At 36.1% G+C, this 20,851-nt stretch carries 16 protein-coding genes and 1 pseudogene; 13 read left to right on the forward strand and 4 right to left on the reverse strand.

All coding sequences use genetic code 11. The features are described from left to right. Positions 1-221 precede the first annotated feature (221 nt). From ACPF63_RS10985 to ACPF63_RS10995, 3 genes and pseudogenes are all read right to left on the reverse strand, one after another. A pseudogene (locus ACPF63_RS10985) lies at positions 222-1,174 on the reverse strand (TraG family conjugative transposon ATPase); the annotation flags it as partial. Beyond that, complete coding sequence (locus tag ACPF63_RS10990) at positions 1,171-1,269, reverse strand: hypothetical protein (protein WP_426483058.1); 99 nt, start codon at positions 1,267-1,269, stop codon at positions 1,171-1,173. The pseudogene ACPF63_RS10985 and the gene ACPF63_RS10990, both read right to left, overlap by 4 nt. Before the next feature lie 463 nt (positions 1,270-1,732). Beyond that, complete coding sequence (locus ACPF63_RS10995) at positions 1,733-4,696, reverse strand: response regulator (RefSeq protein ID WP_426483059.1); 2,964 nt, start codon at positions 4,694-4,696, stop codon at positions 1,733-1,735. Between the two features lie 434 nt (positions 4,697-5,130). On the opposite strand from ACPF63_RS10995, the gene ACPF63_RS11000 reads away from it, so the two are divergent. From ACPF63_RS11000 to ACPF63_RS11055, 12 genes are all read left to right on the forward strand, one after another. Further along, on the forward strand, positions 5,131-5,673 hold the full coding sequence (locus ACPF63_RS11000; RefSeq protein WP_426483060.1) for a peptidoglycan-binding protein LysM: 543 nt from the start codon (positions 5,131-5,133) through the stop codon (positions 5,671-5,673). A gap of 200 nt (positions 5,674-5,873) precedes the next feature. Beyond that, positions 5,874-6,419: a peptidoglycan-binding protein LysM gene (locus tag ACPF63_RS11005; protein WP_426483061.1), complete on the forward strand. Its 546-nt coding sequence runs from the start codon at positions 5,874-5,876 to the stop codon at positions 6,417-6,419. A 452-nt stretch (positions 6,420-6,871) separates the two neighbouring features. Next, positions 6,872-7,417 (forward strand): peptidoglycan-binding protein LysM, encoded by a 546-nt coding sequence (locus ACPF63_RS11010; protein WP_213278759.1) that lies wholly within the window; start codon positions 6,872-6,874, stop codon positions 7,415-7,417. A gap of 58 nt (positions 7,418-7,475) precedes the next feature. Then, complete coding sequence (locus tag ACPF63_RS11015; RefSeq protein WP_077414289.1) at positions 7,476-8,021, forward strand: peptidoglycan-binding protein LysM; 546 nt, start codon at positions 7,476-7,478, stop codon at positions 8,019-8,021. A gap of 196 nt (positions 8,022-8,217) precedes the next feature. After that, positions 8,218-8,763: a peptidoglycan-binding protein LysM gene (locus tag ACPF63_RS11020; protein ID WP_077414292.1), complete on the forward strand. Its 546-nt coding sequence runs from the start codon at positions 8,218-8,220 to the stop codon at positions 8,761-8,763. An 81-nt stretch (positions 8,764-8,844) separates the two neighbouring features. After that, positions 8,845-9,645: a hypothetical protein gene (locus ACPF63_RS11025; protein ID WP_426483062.1), complete on the forward strand. Its 801-nt coding sequence runs from the start codon at positions 8,845-8,847 to the stop codon at positions 9,643-9,645. A 9-nt stretch (positions 9,646-9,654) separates the two neighbouring features. After that, positions 9,655-12,459, forward strand: a complete 2,805-nt coding sequence (locus ACPF63_RS11030; RefSeq protein ID WP_426483063.1) for a hypothetical protein — start codon at positions 9,655-9,657, stop codon at positions 12,457-12,459. Between the two features lie 10 nt (positions 12,460-12,469). Then, positions 12,470-13,903 carry a hypothetical protein gene (locus ACPF63_RS11035; protein ID WP_426483064.1) on the forward strand — a complete coding sequence of 478 codons (1,434 nt, stop codon included), beginning with the start codon at positions 12,470-12,472 and terminating at the stop codon, positions 13,901-13,903. Positions 13,904-13,930: 27 nt separating this feature from the next. Further along, positions 13,931-15,928 (forward strand): response regulator, encoded by a 1,998-nt coding sequence (locus tag ACPF63_RS11040; protein WP_426483065.1) that lies wholly within the window; start codon positions 13,931-13,933, stop codon positions 15,926-15,928. 166 nt (positions 15,929-16,094) lie between these two features. Further along, the gene (locus ACPF63_RS11045) at positions 16,095-16,724 is read left to right on the forward strand and encodes a sensor histidine kinase (RefSeq protein WP_426483066.1); all 630 of its coding nucleotides are present in this window, start codon (positions 16,095-16,097) and stop codon (positions 16,722-16,724) included. Further along, positions 16,724-17,368, forward strand: a complete 645-nt coding sequence (locus tag ACPF63_RS11050; RefSeq protein WP_180563538.1) for a response regulator — start codon at positions 16,724-16,726, stop codon at positions 17,366-17,368. Before ACPF63_RS11045 ends, ACPF63_RS11050 begins: the two co-directional genes overlap by 1 nt. Before the next feature lie 591 nt (positions 17,369-17,959). Continuing rightward, on the forward strand, positions 17,960-18,100 hold the full coding sequence (locus ACPF63_RS11055; RefSeq protein WP_175627203.1) for a bacteriocin-like protein: 141 nt from the start codon (positions 17,960-17,962) through the stop codon (positions 18,098-18,100). A gap of 97 nt (positions 18,101-18,197) precedes the next feature. Here the strand turns inward: ACPF63_RS11055 and ACPF63_RS11060 are convergent, their stop codons facing one another. Next, complete coding sequence (locus ACPF63_RS11060; protein WP_426483067.1) at positions 18,198-18,329, reverse strand: hypothetical protein; 132 nt, start codon at positions 18,327-18,329, stop codon at positions 18,198-18,200. 228 nt (positions 18,330-18,557) lie between these two features. Here ACPF63_RS11060 and ACPF63_RS11065 point away from each other — a divergent pair, with 228 nt between their 5' ends. Then, on the forward strand, positions 18,558-20,597 hold the full coding sequence (locus ACPF63_RS11065) for a M13 family metallopeptidase (protein WP_426483068.1): 2,040 nt from the start codon (positions 18,558-18,560) through the stop codon (positions 20,595-20,597). Positions 20,598-20,851 lie beyond the last annotated feature (254 nt).

Raw genomic sequence — 20,851 nt, forward strand, 5'->3', positions numbered from 1 at the left:
AATTGTTGGATACAATGAGTTTGGATGGAATAATAAAATCCAGAGTAATTTTTTTCATGGTATAATTAGTTTTTTATTGAGCAACATAAAAACAAAATATGATTTCATGTTCCTTTTTGCAAAAGTATATCTTTCTTATGGATAGTAGTAAGAAATTAACTACTTATGATACTTTTTTCATAGACAAATCTTTCTACAACATTGAAGATAAACAATTACCGCATTTGGTTGGTGAAGAAAGATTTACCGCTGCCCGAAGGTCCGAGGATAAATTTATTTCTGTTCGCAATGATTCCCTGCTTTATAGGAAGATCGGAAATGTCTAAGTGGATTGGCTTCCCTGTTAGGCAGTCTGCCATCTTGATTCTGAAGGGAGAGGGAGAATCCTGATAATTGGTTTCTGCAGTAAAGAAGCAAAGTGCAGGTTCGATAATTCCTACGGGAGAAGCAAATGACAGAAGACAGTCACTGCAGTATGTACTTAACTTTTCATAACGGCTGTGGAAGGAAACTGTACCCGGCAGATCCTCAGTGTCTGATAAAGTATGCATACTGATACGGTTATTCCCGATTAGCATTTCTTCCGAACCAAGTTTTATATACTGTAGTGAAGGATTAGCATCTCTTGATAGGTTTCAGATACTGCTCCAATATTCCCGACTGCTCAGCAGTTCCTGAAATCTCATTTTCAGTCAATCTTTCTAATTGGATATAACCACTGTCATTTATAATCCATCGATTGATTATTTCTTTGTCTTTGATTTCTTTAGGTATCAATTTGCCTTTGCATAGTGATGAAAAGTTGCTCTGCATTCGTATTCTTTCCCTACTGGTTTTCGTACAGTAATGATTTAAAAATGGGCTTTCATTACAGTGTCTTTCAAAAGATTTTGAAAGAAAACTCTGGTCTTCTCTTGAGAGATCAGGATGGTAGTTCTCTTTGATAAACTGGTCCTGCTTGTGAACCCCTGTAAAATCAGGAAGTGTTTTTTATCGCCTTGAACCATGCTGAATGCATCATTTCATACTCAGCGACGGCAAAGCTAAATAATTCAGGGAGTCTGACTTTAAAGCAAACCGTAACATCAGCCTTCTTTGAAATGATACAATTATTTTCAATTGAAAGCAATGGAAATTTACTTTCCAAGGTTGCTGCTTTGGAAGAATTTCTCATATGTCTGTTCTTTTACAGTTAGTTTTCAGATATCGGTAAATACTCTTGCGGCTGATGATGTATTGGGGATGCTTCTTACGAGCCCCAATTTTCATCAAGCCATGCTCTCTGTATTTTAATGAAAGTGATCTCCAAAAAGGTCTGATACAGCAGATGAAAAACTAAGTCTGTCTCCAACCATGGTATCTGAATACAAGACCCAGCTTCCTGACAAAAAAGTTCTGCAGAAGAAATTGCATGAGTTGTTTGAACACACAAGATAAATCTCTAGATATAAGAGAATTATATCAGATCTACAATACTTATCTCTTGTTATCTTAGTATGGATTTTGTCGTTGAACGTAATCCAGTCACATTCTTCTTTATCCTTTTTAAAGTAATTTGAATTGCTAATTGTTTAAATTTCTTTATTGTTTCCATTATTTTGGCAACTAATGGTCTACAACCAATCTAGGTTATTCATAAACTGATGTTTTAGATAAAGGTTATATCTGATACATTTAAAATATGTTGTCACATGATATTAACAGAAGAAATTGAGCCCATTTTTTATAAGTCCTAAACATTAATATATTTTTTGAGTACTTCAACAAGGTCTTTCTGCCTGATAGGCTTGGGAAGGAAATCATTCATTCCGGCTTCCAGACACTTTTCTTTTTCACCCAGCACATTTCCAGCTGTAACGCCTATGATAGGTATATTTTCATATCCCGGCAGCATTCTTATATTTCGTGTTGCCTCAATACCACTCATGATTGGCATCTGTACATCCATCAAGATAATGGAAAAATGCTTTTTCCTGCATTCTTCCAAAGCCTGCAGCCCATTGACGGCTTCCGTTAGATGTATACTGGGTGCAAGAGACTTCATTATTCTATTATTCAGGACCATATTCACTACGTTATCATCAACCAAAAGCACTTCTAATTCTGGGGCAAATAACTGCAAACCTTTCTCAGACTGATCCTTACTAATTTCTACTGCATAACTTCGGTCTACCTTTTTTAAGGTTTTGTATAGTTCATGTGATTTGATAGGCTTCAACAGTAAATGTGCATTTTCTATTTTTCTAACTGAATTAAGTATGCCCAGTTCTTCAGAAGAAGAAGAAAGTACTATAAATGGAGAAGTCTCTTTTCGCTGATTGAACAGCCCTGTTATTTTATCTATTGTTTCCAATCCTGACATAACAGGCATATGATAATCCATCAGGATCACATCGAACCGCTCTCCTTTCAACAGGATTTCCAACGCCTCCATCCCATTAGAAGCCAAGGTAGACTTGATATTTTTATAGGTAAGCATGTGGTCAAGAATGATCCTATTGGTTTCATTATCATCAACCACTAAGGCCGTTCTAATAGTTATTTCATCCTCCTCTCTCAATTGAGAGATCTCGTAAGGAATCTCAATGTCAAAGAAAAATACAGAACCCTTTTCCTTTACGCTGCTCAGCGACAAATGGCTTCCCATATATCCCAGGATATTATTTGAGATAGTAAGTCCTAGACCCGTTCCACCATATCGTTTACTAATGGAACTGTTTTCCTGAGTAAAGGCATTAAAAATGTATTTCTGTTTCTCAACAGGGATGCCGATCCCCGTATCTCTTACCGAGAAGCGCAAAACAATAGTACTATCATTCATGCGTAATTTCTCTACTTTTAGCTCTATCTCTCCCTTTTCTGTAAATTTCACAGCATTTCCCAGAAGATTGATCAAAATCTGTTTTAACCTTGCTTCATCCAAAAAAAGTATCTTTGGAAGACCTGGCTCAATATTGAGAAGAAGTTCGATATTTTTTTTCTGGGATTGATAAATAATAACATTTATGACCTGGCTTAACATATCATAAACATCAGTTTTCTCAATCAAAAGCTCCATTTTTCCGGATTCTATTTTAGAAAAATCCAATATATCATTGATGATGCTAAGCAGGTTTTCCCCTGACTCATTGATGTAATTCAGATATTGCATCTGTGTTTCATTCAGTGGTGTTGTGAGGAGAAGGTCTGAAAAACCAATAACTCCATTTAAAGGAGTCCTGATCTCATGACTCATATTGGCCAGAAATTCGGATTTTGCCTTGCTGGCTATATCTGCCGTTTCCTTGGCATTTTTCAGTTCTTCATTTATCTTTACAGCATTTGTAATATTCTGTATGGAAATAATCACTCCCCCTACTTCATCTTTTGTAAGATACCAAGGACCGACTTTAAGGTCATAATGCTGAATTTCTTCTTTTCCTTCCACCTTTAGCATAAAGTCACTGTTGATGTACGTTTTTCCCAAAAGTGCATTGTCATAGATATCTTTTCGTTCTTTGGGAATATTAGGTGATATCGTGAAAAGATTATTACCAATAAGATCTACATTATTCATACTAAATTCCTCTCTCCATCTGCTGCTTACAGCAACATAGTTAAGATCTTTATCAAACATGGCCAAAGGAACAGGAACATCAGTGGCAAAAGACTGCATTATGGCCTCCTTCCGGGTAACCTCTAAAAACATTTTTTTGAAGGCATCAATGTCCTGAATAATTCCGAAAACCCTTTTACAGGTATCATCTTCAAATTCGGGAATACCTTTTACTCTTACCCAAATCGTAACGCCATCATTACGCAAAAGCTGAAGTTCCTCATCAAAAGGAATTCCTTGTTGTATTGCCCTGCTAAAAAGATATTTTATTCTCTCCCTGCTTTTTCCTTTGTAAAATTCAAAGGCATTTTCAAAAGTAGGCTGGAAATTATTTTCTATTTTGTGAATTTCTCTTGTACTTTGAGACCAGAACAGCTTTCCTGTCTTCATATTGGCTTCCCAACCTCCCACCTGGGCTACTGAGCCTGTTTCTTCAAGCATTTCCTTAGTGTAAGACAGATCGCTTTCTAACTTACCACGCCGGATAAGATCAGATTTTAATTGTATATAAACAAAAACGGTTACACCAATGGCTGCAACCGCAGAAAAGATGATAAATAAAACAGTCCACTTCGAAGACTTATTCAGCTCTTCATTTTTTATGGCAAGTTGAACTTCCTCAAGTTTTACAAATTTCTGAACGAGCATGCGGCATTTGTCCATAGCCTCCTTGTTTTGTACAAGTTCTTCCGGACTTATTAATATTCCCTTTTTACGATTCTCAATAAGCAAAACATATTCTTTCATTAAGATTTCTGAAGTATGTAGCAGTTCATTTAGAATATTAATCTGATCTTTATCTCTAAGATTAAGTCTATCTTTGTGAGAAACAAGCAGCGGATATTCATTCCTACTTTTATCGAAAGGTTCAAGAAAATTTTCCAGGCCGGTAAGCTGATATCCCCGATTGCCCGTCTCAGCATTTAAAAGAGTATTTAAGATATCTTTTGCTAAGTTTATAGATTCCTTACTTTTCAAGAAGTCTTCCCTATTCTCCATCTGCTTATGTATGCTTATATAAGATGCTATGGAACTAGCAATCAGAAGCATCAAAGAAATCACTACTCCTATCTGAAGATTTCTTATAATTTTTTTCGGCATTGAATGGTATTTTTGTAATAAAATACTAAAAATAGGTCATTTTATAATATTTACAAATTAATTTAGAAATTTGTTAGAAGATATTGGAAAATGAATATAATTTAAGTCGTTTAAAGATGAAACTGCTAACTTTATAAAAGTTTATTTTGTATGGTTTCCCCATTGTTTTTCTTAATTGATATTCATTTTTTTAAACTTTTCAGCAAATATACCGGGCTTCAGAGCTTTTAACATTATCTCACCTAAAATGACAGTGAAGCATTCTATGAAATAAAAAAAATACTTTATAATAGCTAATCCTTCATTATCGAAACTATAACACTGACAATTAGCCAATCAATAACAATAAAGCTTTGGTAATTTCGAATAATGTTATTAGATTTATAATGAATTCTGAATTACAATATTATTACACCTCACTAAATTTATTAATCATGAAAAAGCAAATCTTTATCACTGCCCTATCCCTGGGAGCAATCACTATAGGAACCAACCGGGTTCTTGCACAAAATTCTGAGAAGGTTAGTACATCCGTAAATATTATTTTAGCAGACGTTATTGCAATGGACATTGGCACTGGTGCGTCAGAAGGTGCTGTAGATTTTAATTATGGGAGCACAAAAGACTACAACTCATCAAAAAATGTGACCGTTCCCAATAGTTTAGTCATTATTTCCTCCAAAAATTTTGATGTAAAAGTAAAATCTGAAGGTACACACTTTGTAAGTGGTGCAAACGTAATTCCTGTAGATATATTACAGGTAAAGGCAATACCAGGTGGAAGTCTGGTGGGGACCCTGAATGAGGTCACTTTATCTACAACTGATCAGGTACTGGTGAGTAATGCAAGTTTAGGTACTAAACAGTCTTTAAATATTGCCTACTCTATTTCGTCGGAAAATGCATCCAAAGTACTTCTGGGGAAACCACAAGGAACTTACACACAAAAAATAACTTATACTGCCACTGCATTGTAAGTAAATATCAATTTTTAAATATAGCCCTCAACACTTAGAAAGTGTTGAGGGCTTTTCTTATTCAAGCAAAATGAATAATCCTGTAGTGATTTTACTACATGAACTTCCGTTTTCCACTACAAAGAAACTTTTATCGCTGCTATAAATTTGCAGTATACAAAAGAACAATTAAATAAAAATAAAATTTAAATATTACTATCATGAAAAAACTAATCGTAATCTCAGCCTTAACTTTTGGAGCAATCATATTAGGAACTAACAATGTTCAAGCTCAAAATACTACAGCAACCACAACGGTAAACATTACCCTTAACGATGTAATCTCTATCGATGCGGGAAGTACTGCAATTGGTAATACGGTTGACTTCAACTATGTTACTGCAGCAGACTATAACTCTGATCAAACAATTACTAAAGCCAACTCTTTAAAAGTTACTTCAACGAAGAACTTTAATGTTAAAGTAAAAGCAGGAGGTGCTAATTTTATGAATGGAACCAACCTGATCCCTGTAAATGTTTTGACTATCAAAGCGGCTACAGCTGCCGGAACAATGGGCGGAACAAAAAGCACTGTTGTTTTATCTGCAACGGATCAGACTTTAGTATCCAATGCTCCTCTTGGAAGTGCATTAACACTGAATCTGGACTACACGATTCCAGCGGCAAAATCATCATCTTCTGATATTTTAGGTAAACCAGCAGGAACTTATACACAAACAGTAACTTATACTGCAACTGCTTTATAAATAAATTTTCATATTAATATTTTGTGATTTGGTGTTTCGAAGGCTTCCTCAGGAGGCCTTTGATTTTGTATGTATTGTACCAATATAGATAAAATTCAAAATCCGGGAATAAGTATCTGTCATCTGTAAGGTAGAATCTATGCTTTTGGACATTTAAATCTAATTAATACATCACACCAAACATTCAGTAAATTTTGTGAAAATCTAAAGAAAAATTATAAGCAACGGTAATTTATATCACGACAGCTTTATAATAGAAATAACAGGAATTAGATACGCCCTCAACACTTAGAAAGTATTGAGGGATTTTCTATTTAAACCAATGAGTAATCCTGTAGTGATTTTACTACATGAACTTCCTTTTTCCACTACAAAGAAACTTTTATCGCTGCTATAAATTTGCAGTATACAAAAGAACAATTAAATAAAAATAACAATTAAATATTACTATCATGAAAAAACTAATCGTAATCTCAGCCTTAACTTTTGGAGCAATCATATTAGGAACTAACAATGTGCAAGCTCAAAATACTACAGCAACCACAACGGTAAACATTACCCTGAACGATGTAATCTCCATCGACGCGGGAAGTACAGCAATTGGTAATACGGTTGACTTTAACTATGCTACTGCAGCAGACTATAACTCTGATCAAACAATTACTAAAGCCAACTCCTTAAAAGTTACTTCAACGAAGAACTTTAATGTTAAAGTAAAAGCAGGAGGTGCTAATTTTATGAATGGAACCAACCTGATCCCTGTAAATGTTTTGACTATCAAAGCGGCTACAGCTGCCGGAACCATGGGCGGAACAAAAAGCGCTGTTGTTTTATCTGCAACGGATCAAACCTTAGTATCAAATGCTCCTCTTGGAAGTGCATTAACATTGAACCTGGACTACACTATTCCAGCGGCAAAATCTTCATCTTCTGATATTTTAGGTAAACCAGCCGGAACTTATACTCAAACAGTAACGTATACAGCAACTGCTTTGTAGCAGCTGTAGATTTGTAATGTTCAAAAGAGAACAAGAATAATAATTAAATCTTACTGCCATGACAAAACAAATCGCCATCACAGCCTTAACTTTTGGAGTAGTTATATTTGGAACTAATAATGTTCAAGCTCAAAATACAGCCGCAACCACAACGGTAAATATTACCCTGAACGATGTGATCTCTATAGATGCAGGAAGTACAGCAATTGGTGGTATAGTTGCTTTTAACTATGTTACTGCAGCAGACTATAACTCTGATCAGACGATTACCAAAGTCAACTCCTTAAAAGTTACCTCAACGAAGAATTTTAATGTAAAGGTAAAAGCGGGAGGACCGCATTTCGTCAATGGTTCAAACTCAATCCCTGTAGATGTTTTGACAATCAAGGTTGCAGAAGCTCCCGGAAATATGGGCGGAACCAAAAACGATGTGGTTTTATCTCCAGGAGAAAGAACCTTAGTATCCAATGCTCCTCTCGGAAGTGCATTAACACTGAATCTGGATTACACCATTCCAGCAGCAAAATCCTCATCTTCTGATATTTTAGGTAAACCCGCTGGAACTTATACCCAAACAGTAACATATACTGCGACTACTTTATAAAAAAACACATCAATATATATGCCCTCAGCACTTTCCAGGTATTGAGGGCTTTTTTATTTAAACAAAATGAATAATCCTGTAGTGATTTTACTACATGAACTTCCTTTTTCCACTACAAAGAAACTTTTATCGCTGCTATAAATTTGCAGTATACAAAATAACAATTAAATAAAAATAACAATTAAATATTACTATCATGAAAAAACTAATCGTAATCTCAGCCTTAACTTTTGGAGCAATCATATTAGGAACTAACAATGTTCAAGCTCAAAATACTACAGCAACCACAACGGTAAACATTACCCTGAACGATGTAATCTCCATCGACGCGGGAAGTACAGCAATTGGTAATACGGTTGACTTTAACTATGCTACTGCAGCAGACTATAACTCTGATCAAACAATTACTAAAGCCAACTCCTTAAAAGTTACTTCAACGAAGAACTTTAATGTTAAAGTAAAAGCAGGAGGTGCTAATTTCATGAATGGAACCAACCTGATCCCTGTAAATGTTCTGACTATCAAAGCTGCTACAGCTGCCGGAACCATGGGCGGAACAAAAAGCGCCGTTGTTTTATCTGCAACGGATCAAACCTTAGTATCAAATGCTCCTCTTGGAAGTGCATTAACACTGAATCTGGACTACACCATTCCAGCAGCAAAATCCTCATCTCCTGATATTTTAGGTAAACCGGCAGGAACTTATACACAAACGGTAACTTATACTGCGACCGCTTTATAATAAAATTTTTAGTTTGTAAAGGTTCCTTTTGCTATGTTTTCAGTAGTTTTGGGAATCTTTTATTATTAAACTATTTACACCATGCACAAGTTTATTCACCTTTTTATTTTCTTTATCCTCATAGGGTCTTCTTCACTTCTGGCACAAAGTATCTCCATGTCACCTACACGCTTGTTTTTCACAGGTAATCCAGGAGAAAAAGTAACAAAGACAGTCACGCTTCAAAACAGCTCGGATAAAGATTATGTTTTTAATCTCAACTACAAAGATTGGGTTAGAGAAGAAGACGGAAATAAGGTTTATCTTGAAGCAGGCAGTTCAAAAATTTCCAACGCCTCCTGGATATCCACCTTAGAAAACGCTGTAACAGTTCCTGCAAAAAGCACAAAGGAGATTGTAGTAACCATGCAGATCCCGGCAAATGCATCACAGTCTGCTGTTACGAACAGTATGTTGTTTTTCACCCAGCTTCCTCAGCAGGCAGATAAGGCACGTGTTCAGAATGGTATTGGTATTATCACCTTATTTGAAGTGGGACTTCACATCTTTTATACTCCACTGGGAAACCATGTAAAAAGTCTGGATATTACCAATATTTCAGAGGTGAGTAATGAGAATGCAGCGAACAGAAAAGTAGCAGTAAGTATCCATAATGATGGAAACACCATCAATGATGCCACCGTTGAGTTTGAGCTCACCGACACAGATAGTGGTAAGGAAATAAAATTGCCAGCAATTTCCATCTCCATGCTTCCGGATACCAATCAGGTTGTTCAGTTTTCTTTACCAGAGAAAATTTCAGGAAACTTCCTTGGCGTGGTTATTATCAAAATGGCAGAATCCAATGATTTACGCGTAGGCGAAAAAAACTTTAAATTTTAAAATTAAGTCTTGAAACTACAGAATGGAATATCGATATCAGTCCTAAGAAGAACAATCTTATTTTTTGTATTTGTTCTTCTGCACTTCTCGTTGGCCTCTGCGCAGGAAAAGAAGGATATACAAATCCATTTTGAAAATGACAGTGTAGCTGTTGAGAAAGGTTCTACTTTTACTAATTTCCTGGTCGTTGAGAATAAAAGTTCTGAAGAGATTATCATTCAGAATATCATACCTAATGAAAAATATCCGGGATTGCTTTTCTATCCCAAAAATGAATTTACCTTAGGTGCAGGCCAGTCTAAAAATCTTCCTGTGAAACTGATCGCCAACGTGGATTTTATGAAACTGAGATCCAATGAAATCAAATTCCAGGTTTCGTACACCAGCCCAACGGTTACCAGAAATGAAAGCGCGTCGTTCTTCGTTGCTAAAGGCGAGAACAAAAACATTGCAATTTATACCGCCACCTACGAAAATTTCATTAACCCAGCTGTGCCCCAATCCTCAATTCTGCTGACAGTAGAAAACCAAGGTTATAGTAAAAGAACCGTTAAGATTGATTTGCAATCCATTCCTGATGGTTTGGAAATGATGCCAAAACAACAAACCGTATCTCTGGAAGGTTTAGAAAAACAAACGGTTGAAATCAAAATTGCAGTCAGAAAACAGAATACACTTTATCCGGAATTTAATATTAATGCAATTGTCACAGACCTGCTTGATAATAAAATCGTGGGAAGCAACACACTCTATTTAGTCATTTTATCGCACAACAGACAAATTGCCAGAGGAAACGAAGCGGTGAGCGGAAGTAATTTTGCAGAAATCAGCTATAATGAAAACAGTTCAGGTTTCAACTATCTTCAATTAAGGGGAAATACAGCATTTCGGGTGACTGAGAATTTGAAATCGCGCTTCAATATTGGTGCAGATTACTATGTTGAAGACGGTCGTTATAATCTGTATGATACGTGGCTGGAACTGGAGAGAAAAAATACGGTGTTAAGGGTGGGAAATGTTAATAGCAGCGATTATGATTACCCGGTTTTCGGAAGAGGCGGGAAAGTTTCTACCAAATTTGGTAAAAATAATCAGATTGAAATTCTTGCGCTGGAAAATAATTATAATCTGTACGGTACTTATTTCCAACAAACAGAAGGATCTACCATTATGGGTGCAAAATATGCTTTTGGGAATGCTAAATCTTTCAATGGGAAAGTGTCTTATATATTCGATCATGATCCGCGCTTTAACATAGATACACAGGTAGCGAACGCGGTAACGTCATTTTTAATTAATGATAAAAACACAATCCGCACAGAGGTTGGTCTGAGCCACGAAAAAGGCCTTTTGAACAAAGATGAAAACGCAGGCGCTTCAATGGGAGCCAATTACGATGGGAAAATAGGGAACTGGGATATACAATCTGTCAATTCCTTTGCTACCAAAAGTTATGCAGGGATCAAACGGGGATCTTTTTTCTCAAATCAGAGGATTGGCCGCCAATTTTCTGCTTCTCAGCGCGCTTTTATACAATATCAGAATTCGCAGATAGAGCCCGAGTTCCTGAGTTTCCAAGGTGCATCAACCCCACCTGGGAATACCTCTAATTTACGTTATTATTTCAACAGTACAGAAGCTTTGGGATTAGGTTATCAGTTTTCTTTAAAGAAGTGGAATTTTTTACTTTCTCCAAAGGTTGAAAATCAAAAAACAGCTAATTTTTACACATCGCAGGAACTTTTTTCATACCGGCTGGAAGCCAATATCAGCACTACATTAGGTGCCCACGGATTGAACCTGACGGCTGAATATTCTTATTCAAAAGAGAACAATAAACCGGACTGGTTCAACAGTTTGAAAACAACTTTATCTTACAGATATAAATCATTCTCCCTCAACGGAACAGCCCAATGGAACGCAACAAGTGTCTTTGATTTAAATTCTTATTATGATGTAAGCCGTAATTTTGCCAACTATAATGTATATGCCTCGTATAATTTCCAGATGCTTAATCATAATCTGACTGGATCTTTTTCAGCCGGAGCCTTCTATTCGGAACTTTATAAAAATTTAAACAGCAATATCACCGGTAATCTGGAATATAAGATTTCGTCTTCATGGTCTACCACAGGTTATTTTAATCTTTCCGGTTATAAATCTACGGCTGAATATGCAACCAGTGGCAGTTATTACCAGTTTAGAGTGGGGATTAAAAAATATTTTGCCACAGCTACGACTCTTGGAAATCATAAAGTGACGTTCCAGTTCTTTGAAGATAAAAATTTCAATGGGCTTCTGGAGTCCGGCGAATCGGTACTTGCTAATGAAATTGTAAAACTGGACAATTATGTAGCGATAACGGATAAGAATGGAAAAGTAGTTTTTCAGAATGTGCCTGAAGGTACTTATACACTGAAGGTGAACGAAAGTGCAGGTGCCCGATTGATGATGGATCCTGTCATTATGGTACATAATAATATTAACCGCAAAGTGAGCTTGGTAAAAAACATCAGGGTAAGTGGGAAATTAACGGAGATCAAGCAAGCCTACGATATTTTGGAAACAGATGTAACCGGAATAGTGGTATATGCAAAAAGTGAAGATGGAGTGATCTATACTGCCGTGGTTAACCAAAAAAATGAGTTTGAGTTTTTCCTGAAAGATGGAAAATACAGTCTCTATATTGAAAATGACAAATACAGTTATACACAACCCACCCAAACTATTCAGGTGACAAAAGAAGGGTATTCAAAAACCGTAGTTTTTGAATATAAGAAGAAAGACACCACCATTAAGGTGAAAAAGTTTTAAATTTAAAAGTATGAAAAAGATGAGGGCTTTTCTAATAGGAATTTTTACCATGTTCTGTGGGTCTGCAGCCACGAAAGCTCAGGATGTGTACCTGTCGGTTCCTGATAATAATATTTTTAACAGGACCGAATTTACCTCAGTACCTACAAGAGTAATGACGAACGCCAACAGAACAAACTGGGATTATGCCTTTTTGGGGCTACTCCCAACAGCTCCTACATTTACCTCTGTTTCAGGACCAACTTTTACTCACTCTTCTTCCTCATTTACTTTGCCCAGTTCCACTCTTCTATGGCAGTTAGAAAGTATGGGCGGGCAGCTGCCATATACTGGACTTTCAGGTTATTTACCAGGTTTTCAGTCGTTCAGTACAAGCGCTATAAAATGGTTTGAACCGCCATCACTAAGTATCGGGGGCGGATTCAACCGGGGAAATATCAATTTTACATTTAAAATTCCTGCCTCACAATTTACGGCTAATGCCTTCCGGGCCGGGAATTACTCCATGGATATCACTCAGAATTATAATGACTTTACACCACGTAATTTTAAAACAATTTTAGTCATTCCTCCATCTATGCGTTGGGTCACAAATTCTTTAACAAAATACATAGAAATATCTTCTTTGAATGACTACCGCAATACTAGCACGTGGGTGTGGGATTTGGGGAATACGGAAATCGCACATACGGTTGACTTTAATTTTTGGGCGAAAGCTGCTTCTACAAACATTCAGTTCACTTCTTCTAAAGGTGTTCCAGGAACCAGAAATATAGCAAGCATTAAATTGGGTAGCAATGGATCTGCACTCACGACCAAAGCCTTATCTGCCGATTTTCAGAATTTTTCCGCGGCTAATTTCAGTGTTGTAGCGGGAAACAGAAATAGCTTTATTCCAGAGCTTTATGTTTCTTCGGATGATTTTAAAAACCTTTTTTTTGAAGCCGGAACTTATACGTTTGAATTGAACTTCAATGCCAGAAGTACAGATAACTCAATTAACAGTTTGCAAAATACAGCTGTTCAGTTAAAGGTGCTTCCTCTGTCGGAGATCACCATCCCCAGTTCCGGGCGCAATGTAAATTTCAATTTTAATACCGCTGCCCAATACACCGATGGTCAGTCACAAATGATTTCAAACCAAATTATGCTGTCCAATAATGAAAATTTTGAGCTCTATGTAAAATCGGACGAAAATTATTTCAAGAAAGGCGGTCTGCAGACCAGCATCAATTCCAACATATTACAAATTGGTATAGACGGAAGTTCTGTAAATGCTCCCTTATCCAAAACTCCTCAAAAAATACTGTTTAATGGAGCACCGGTTTTGGACCGGGGGCTGAATGTAAGATACACCATATCACCTGCGGGTGCCCAAAGTTTGGTAGGTAAGGAAAATACCACCTACTCTATCAATGTTTATTATAGCTTCACGGCAATTTAACGATACTTTCTAAAAAAAACCTTCCTTATGGACCACATTAATGGCAATGATCAATCGCGGAATCAGCACTATATTGATAAATTAAGTGCATTCGAAAAAAAACATACCGATGTTTTTGATTTCTTAGTATTCGCGGCGGCCAAGATGACCAACATGGAGCTTTGCACCATGAGCATTACCTCGGAAGGGCAAGTTTATGTTCTCGCTTCCAGTGATGCATCCCCCAATCAGGTCTATCCCCAGAATCCTCACTTTCTTTTGAATGACCAGACTTCGGTTTATGAGTCTAAGAACTCGGAATTTAAATTTCATAGAAGTTATCCCATCCCCGGTCGTGAGGACAATCTGATCACTCATTTAAATTTATTTGACAGGGAAGAGAAAAATTTAAATAAAGAAGAGGAAGAGTTGGTCAACAAGATATTGAACCAAGCGGCAAAATGTCATTTGGATAAAGAAAGAGAACGGGCAGAAAAAGCCTATGTTTTAAAATCAGAGTTTGTGGCCAATATGAGTCATGAGATAAGAACTCCATTAAATGGGATTATCGGTTTTACAGAGCTCCTTATGGAAACCAATCTGGATGAAACGCAGAGACAATACCTGGAAATCATCAACCAATCTGGTGTATCCTTATACAGCATCATCAACGATATTTTGGACTTCTCAAAATTAGAAAAGCAAAAACTTAAGCTAAATCTCGACAAAGTAGAGATTGAAGAACTGGTTTCAGAAGCCTTCAATATTGTTGCGTACAGTAATACTAAAAAGCAAGTAGAAATGCTCATCGATATTGATGACACCATACCTACATATATATGGACTGATGAAATACGCTTAAAACAGGTTTTTGTCAACCTTTTGAGCAACGCTTTAAAATTTACCGAGGAAGGAGAGATTGTTTCATATGTCAAAGTTTTAGATGATTTAGGAGAAGGAAAAAAACGAATCCGATTTGGAGTTCGCGATACAGGCATTGGAATCAGCAGCGAAAAACAGGCTGAAATTTTCAACCCTTTTTCACAGGGAGATGGCAGTATTACTAAAAGATATGGAGGGACTGGCATGGGACTCACCATTTCTAACCAAATCTTGGCACTTGCCGGCAGTATATTACAAGTCGAAAGCGATCAGGGAAAGGGCAGCGACTTTTTCTTTGATATTCTGTTCGACACTGAGGAAGAGGAATATGATTTAAACTTAAGTGACATTAAGAAAGTTTTGATTGTGGACGATAATGAAAACAATCGGAAAATCCTGAAAAGGATGCTGGAACGAAAAAATATCGAAGTAACGGAATGCAATAGCGGGTTGAAGGCTTTGCTATTGATTATGAACAAGTCCAAATTCGATGTGATCATTATGGATTATCATATGCCGATTATGGATGGCATTGAAACCATAAGAAAAATGAAAAATATTATTCCCGACGCCAACCATGTAACGCCGTATATTGTTTTGTACAGCTCGTCCGATGATACTAATTTGCAGGCTGCATGTGATGAATTAGAAATAGAAAATCGGCTTGTAAAACCAATTCGTATGAAACAGATGTACCAGATTTTATCCACCTTAAAGAGTTCTGAAAAGAAAAAACCGGATCAAATAAAAAATGCAGCAAATGAAGTGAGCATGCGCGAAATAAAAATTTTAATTGCTGAGGATAATCCTATTAATTTACTTCTTATCAAAACTTATTTAAAGGAGATTATTCCTCAAGCTTTAATCATCGAGGCAAAAGATGGTACTGAAGCGGTTGAAAAACACCAAAAAGAGAGTCCTGATCTTATTTTAATGGATATTCAGATGCCTCATCTCAATGGTATTGAAGCAACCAAAGAAATAAGAGCCTTGGAAAAAAACATCGAAATACCTATTATTGCAGTAACAGCAGGGAGTCTGCCTGGTGATAAAGAAAAATGTCTGCAAGCCGGAATGTCAGATTTTTTAACCAAACCCTTATTAAAGCAAACCCTGTCTGATATGATTCAAAAATGGTTTGGTACGGAAATCGAAAAAGAATAAATAATAAACTATGCTTAAAAAAATACCTGAATAGTTTTTTTTAAGCTTTGATACAGAATTTATGAATGACCTTAGCAACGAACTACAATTAAAAATTGAAAAACTGGAAAATGAAATCAGTTTTAAAAACGGACTGATCTCGATATTATCTCACGATTCAAAGGAAATGTTTGGAAATTTTCTGTGGCTTATAGAAGCGGTAGAAGAAAAGACTATAAGTGAGGAAGATTTTTTTAAGTTGTTGCCGCAGTTAAAATGCGATGCCCAAAAGAATCTGCAAACCATTCAGGACAGCACCTCTTGGTTAAAAACGCAATATGGGGAATTTAAGATTAAACCTGAGAAAATCATGATGATGGATCTTTTTCACCATTTTGAAGAAAAATATGCACTTAAATTAAAAGAAAAAAATATTAAATTTCATTTTAAAGGAGATCCCAATGCATTTGTTACAACCGATCGTTTGTTGCTGCAATATGTTTTAGACAAAATTCTCAATAATGCAGTGAAATACTCTTTTTCCGGGAATGACATTCACTTGCAGGAAGTTACGGATGATCGTCAGGTGATAATTTCTGTGAGCGACTTCGGAACGGGAATGAATGAAAAATATTTATCTGAAATCTTCACTTATGGTAACCCCCTATTCCTTGGTACTGCTGGTGAGAAAGGAGTTGGATTAAGTTTGAAAATTGTGAAAAATTTTGTATCCTTGATGCATGGAAACATTCAAATCACTTCCGCTGAAAATAAAGGCACCACTGTTTCCCTCTTTGTACGTAAATTTATAGAATAATGGGTTTAAAAGTAAACGTTCGTATTATTGTAGCAGACGATCACGGTATCGTCCGGATGGGTTTAATACAAACCATACAACGCCTTTGGCCTGATGCTACAATCATTGAAGTAGAGGATTTTAAATCACTGTACAAAGTAATTCTGAAGGAAGAACTGGATCTGGCTATCATGGACGTCAATATGCCTAATGGTTCTGTTCAGGAAGCGATTGACTACATAAAAATGCACCAACCCAACTTAAAAATTCTTATATTTTCTTCTCAAGATGAAGAGGTGTATGCAATGCGCTATCTAAAGATGGGTGCCGGTGGCTATTTAAGTAAACAAAGCTCCAATGCAGTAGTTGAAACTGCTTTGACGGCAATGCTCAATACTGGCCGGTTTGCGAGTGACCACGTAAAAGAAGCGATGTTTTTAGAATCGATAAATGGCACTACAAAAAACTCACCTTTCGAAGCGCTGTCTGACCGCGAATTGCAAATTGCCAATAAACTGGCTGAAGGTCTTCCTCTCAAAGAAATTTCTAATCAACTTAATCTCCATTCATCTACGATCAGCACTTACAAAAACAGGCTGTTTGAGAAACTGAAAATACGATCCATACCCGAATTGGTGGAGATTCTTAGGCTGTATAATCATTAAAAATTCTATAATTTCCACTTTATCATCCGGGGAATCGTGGGATCTTGTACATCTTAACAAGATCCTACACTCCGCTAGCTTCAGGAGATGTTTCGCGAAATCACTTTGTATGGACAAAACAGAAGGTTGGGAGATCGACAGAAGCCAAACTCACAAATTCCCCATTCTATCAGATATATTTTTTCTGAATCAAACAACCTTTGAAGAAAGAGTGCTCTGAAAGATTTTTAAGGTAGAGGTCAGTATTTTAGCTTCTTGAGTATTTAATGCCTTGTGTCATTTAGATCAGTTTTTCATATATTTTTTCGTGACCCATTGCTAAACAGCTCAAGTATCAATTCTGGAGAATAAATCTGATAAGTAAGTTCATTTCCCTGCATGTTCTTCCTCAAAATTAAATGAAATCAAAGTTATTATTATTTTAATCAAATAAAGAATCACATCATACCATAGTATCAATTATTTAAACTATTGATTGCGGTATCACTCCAATTTTTAAAATCCAACCAAATAGAACGTTAAAATTCGTTAATTTAAACCCGTATATAATAATTATTCATGAGATTTGTTGTGAACATAAAAAATATTAGTATGAAAAATTTAAAAAAGCTTAAAAAAGCAGAATTAAAAACAATTGTTGGCGGAGCAGGTTGTACCAGACTATGTTTTATAAATGATAAATTAACATGCGTTCCGTATAATTCATGTGGTGGCCCTGGACTTGAGCCATAAAAAATTAATAACCTGTTTTTTAAAAACATATTTCTAGAATATTTTCAATACTAGTAAAATATCTGTTTGAAAAACAGGTTATCTTATACAAAAATATCTATACACACCTAAGAATTAAGAACCAGCCTAACCGTAGATGAATCTGCTCTTTCATAGGTACGTCCCATGCTCCCAGTTCTCCTACAAATCCCCTTTCCATGTGGAAACAGTAAACTGTATTTGTTTGCATGATGGTCTTTTTTCTCATAGTTACAGGGCTTACCACTAAAAATTTTATCAGCTATTGCCAAATCGGCAAGATATCCACAATTTTATTATAATTTAATTGTGTTTAACACGCATAGGATAAAACAATAAAACAGCATATCATTAAACGGTAAAAAAATATATTGTGATAAAATTTCTCACTATTTTAAACCGTTTAACCAGATGTTTGAAAAATTATATTTTTATCAGTATGAAAAACCATAAGTTGACAGCACTTTTAATTATTATAACGATACTCTTTTCTTGTAAGGCTGAAAAGAAAGCGAACATTAGTTCTGTTTTCAATAATTCAGGTTTTGACAATAGCAATATTGATTCTACTAAAAATCCATGTATTGATTTTGATGGCTTTGCTAATGGTAACTGGAAGAAGAAAAACCCTCTTCCTGCTACTGAAAGCAGATGGGGTGCTTTCGAAATTCTTGATCGGGACAACAAAGTGAAACTGAAAAATATTGTAGATAGCATAAGTAAATTACCTAATCTCAAATTAGGTTCAGAATCTCAACAGATAGCTGATTTTTACAGATCTTACATGGATACTGCTTCCATAGAAAAGTTAGGACTTTCACCTCTTGACAGCTATTTTGAACGAATTGATCATATTAAAGATTATACCGATTGGGTAAACTTCTCCGGGGAACTTCAAAAGCTTGGTGTACCAACTTTTATCAGTTATAAGGTGGAAGCCGATGCTCATAATAATCAAATGAATATACTTTCGTTAGGGCAAGGCGGATTAACTTTGGGTGATAAAAGCTATTATGCACTAGAAGAATCTAAAAATGCCAACTTAAAAGACAGAATGATCCAGCACATTGACATTATGTATAAAAGCGCAGGCCTTAAAGTTGTTTCCCCTGGTTCCAAAATTTACGAATTGGAGCAAAACGTGGCTCGTCTGCAGCTATCTAGTCTGATGTTGCGCGATCAGATAAGAACCTATAATAAGATATCTGTCCCAGAGCTCAGCCGCATAGCATCACAATTTAATTGGAACGGGTTTTTAAAAGCACAAGGAATTAATACCCAAACTGTTATTATTGAAGATCGTGCTTATATGAGCAATTTAACAACTCTCCTGCATAAAACACCATTAACTGTATTGAAATTATATACCCAGTGGCAGCTTTTATCTCATTTTGCACCTTACCTGCCACAGAAATACAGCAACCCTCACTTTGCTTTTTTCGGAACAGTAATGGCTGGAAAAAAAGAACAAAAAAGCCGCATAGACACGGCAATTAAAGAGTTAGAGCAAGCACTGGGCATGCCTTTAGGTAAGCTTTTTGTTCAAAGATATTTCCTTGAACAAGATAAACAAAAGATAGGTGAAATGATTGAAAATGTGCGCTGGGTTTATCATCAGCGCATAGACAGCTTACACTGGATGAGTAATAGAACCAAAGCGTTGGCACACAAAAAATTAAAGACAATGACTTTCAAGATCGGATATCCGGAAAAATGGCCCGACTATTTCGGTATCTCCATACAACCATTACGTTTGATAGATAATATCATTTCTGTTGCAGTTTTTCATCATAACGAAAGCATCAATAAAATTGATAAGCCAGTAGATAAAAGCGAATGGCATGCGACACCACAGACTGTTGATGCATTTTATGATCAATATACTAACAGTGCTTGTTTCCCAGCTGGTATCCTGCAGCCACCTTTTTATAATCATGAAGCAGATGATGCTATAAATTATGGTGCCATAATCGCGGCGATAGGGCATGAAATAACCCATGCTTTTGATGACAGAGGTTCGAAATTCGATGCTTCAGGTAATTTAAATAACTGGTGGACATCAATAGACAGACATAATTTTGAAAACCTCACAAAAGAATACATTCATTATTTTAACCAAATGGAAGCCCAGCCGGGAGTACACATTAACGGACAGCTCACTATAAGCGAAAATATAGCAGATCTTGGTGGACTTACTCTGGCCTATCATGCACTTGAAAAAAGTTATGATAAAAAAAAGCAACCTGCATCTATTAACGGTTTCACCTGGCAGCAACGTTTCTTTTTAGGGTGGGCACAAATGTGGCATGGCAACATCAGTCCTGAAGCTCTACGTAATGAACTATTAACCAACCCTCATGTACCTTTCAGATTTAGGATAAACGGCCCCCTGACACAATTAAGAGAATTTAAACAAGCATGGAACTGTAGTAAAAAAGATTCGGCCAATTTGAATACTAAAGGGGTAGAAATTTGGTGAACTTATAAATTTCTGGTTATAGTTTCACCTCTCATTCGATTTAAGCTTATAGTCTGCTGTCTCGCATAATGGAATAATAAATGATTCGTTCTCCAAAGGATGTGTTGACATTAGGCAGCTAAGTATCACTCTTATTTTTGTTTGTGGATCATTATTCTAAGAAAAACATTCTTTACTAATTATCATACAGCTATTTTTTAAATTATACAAAGTGACAATATACTTAGATATATCAGATCATATTTATATACTAT

Source organism: Chryseobacterium sp. R2ACT005, from assembly GCF_049949215.1.
Taxonomy (GTDB): Bacteria; Bacteroidota; Bacteroidia; order Flavobacteriales; family Weeksellaceae; genus Chryseobacterium.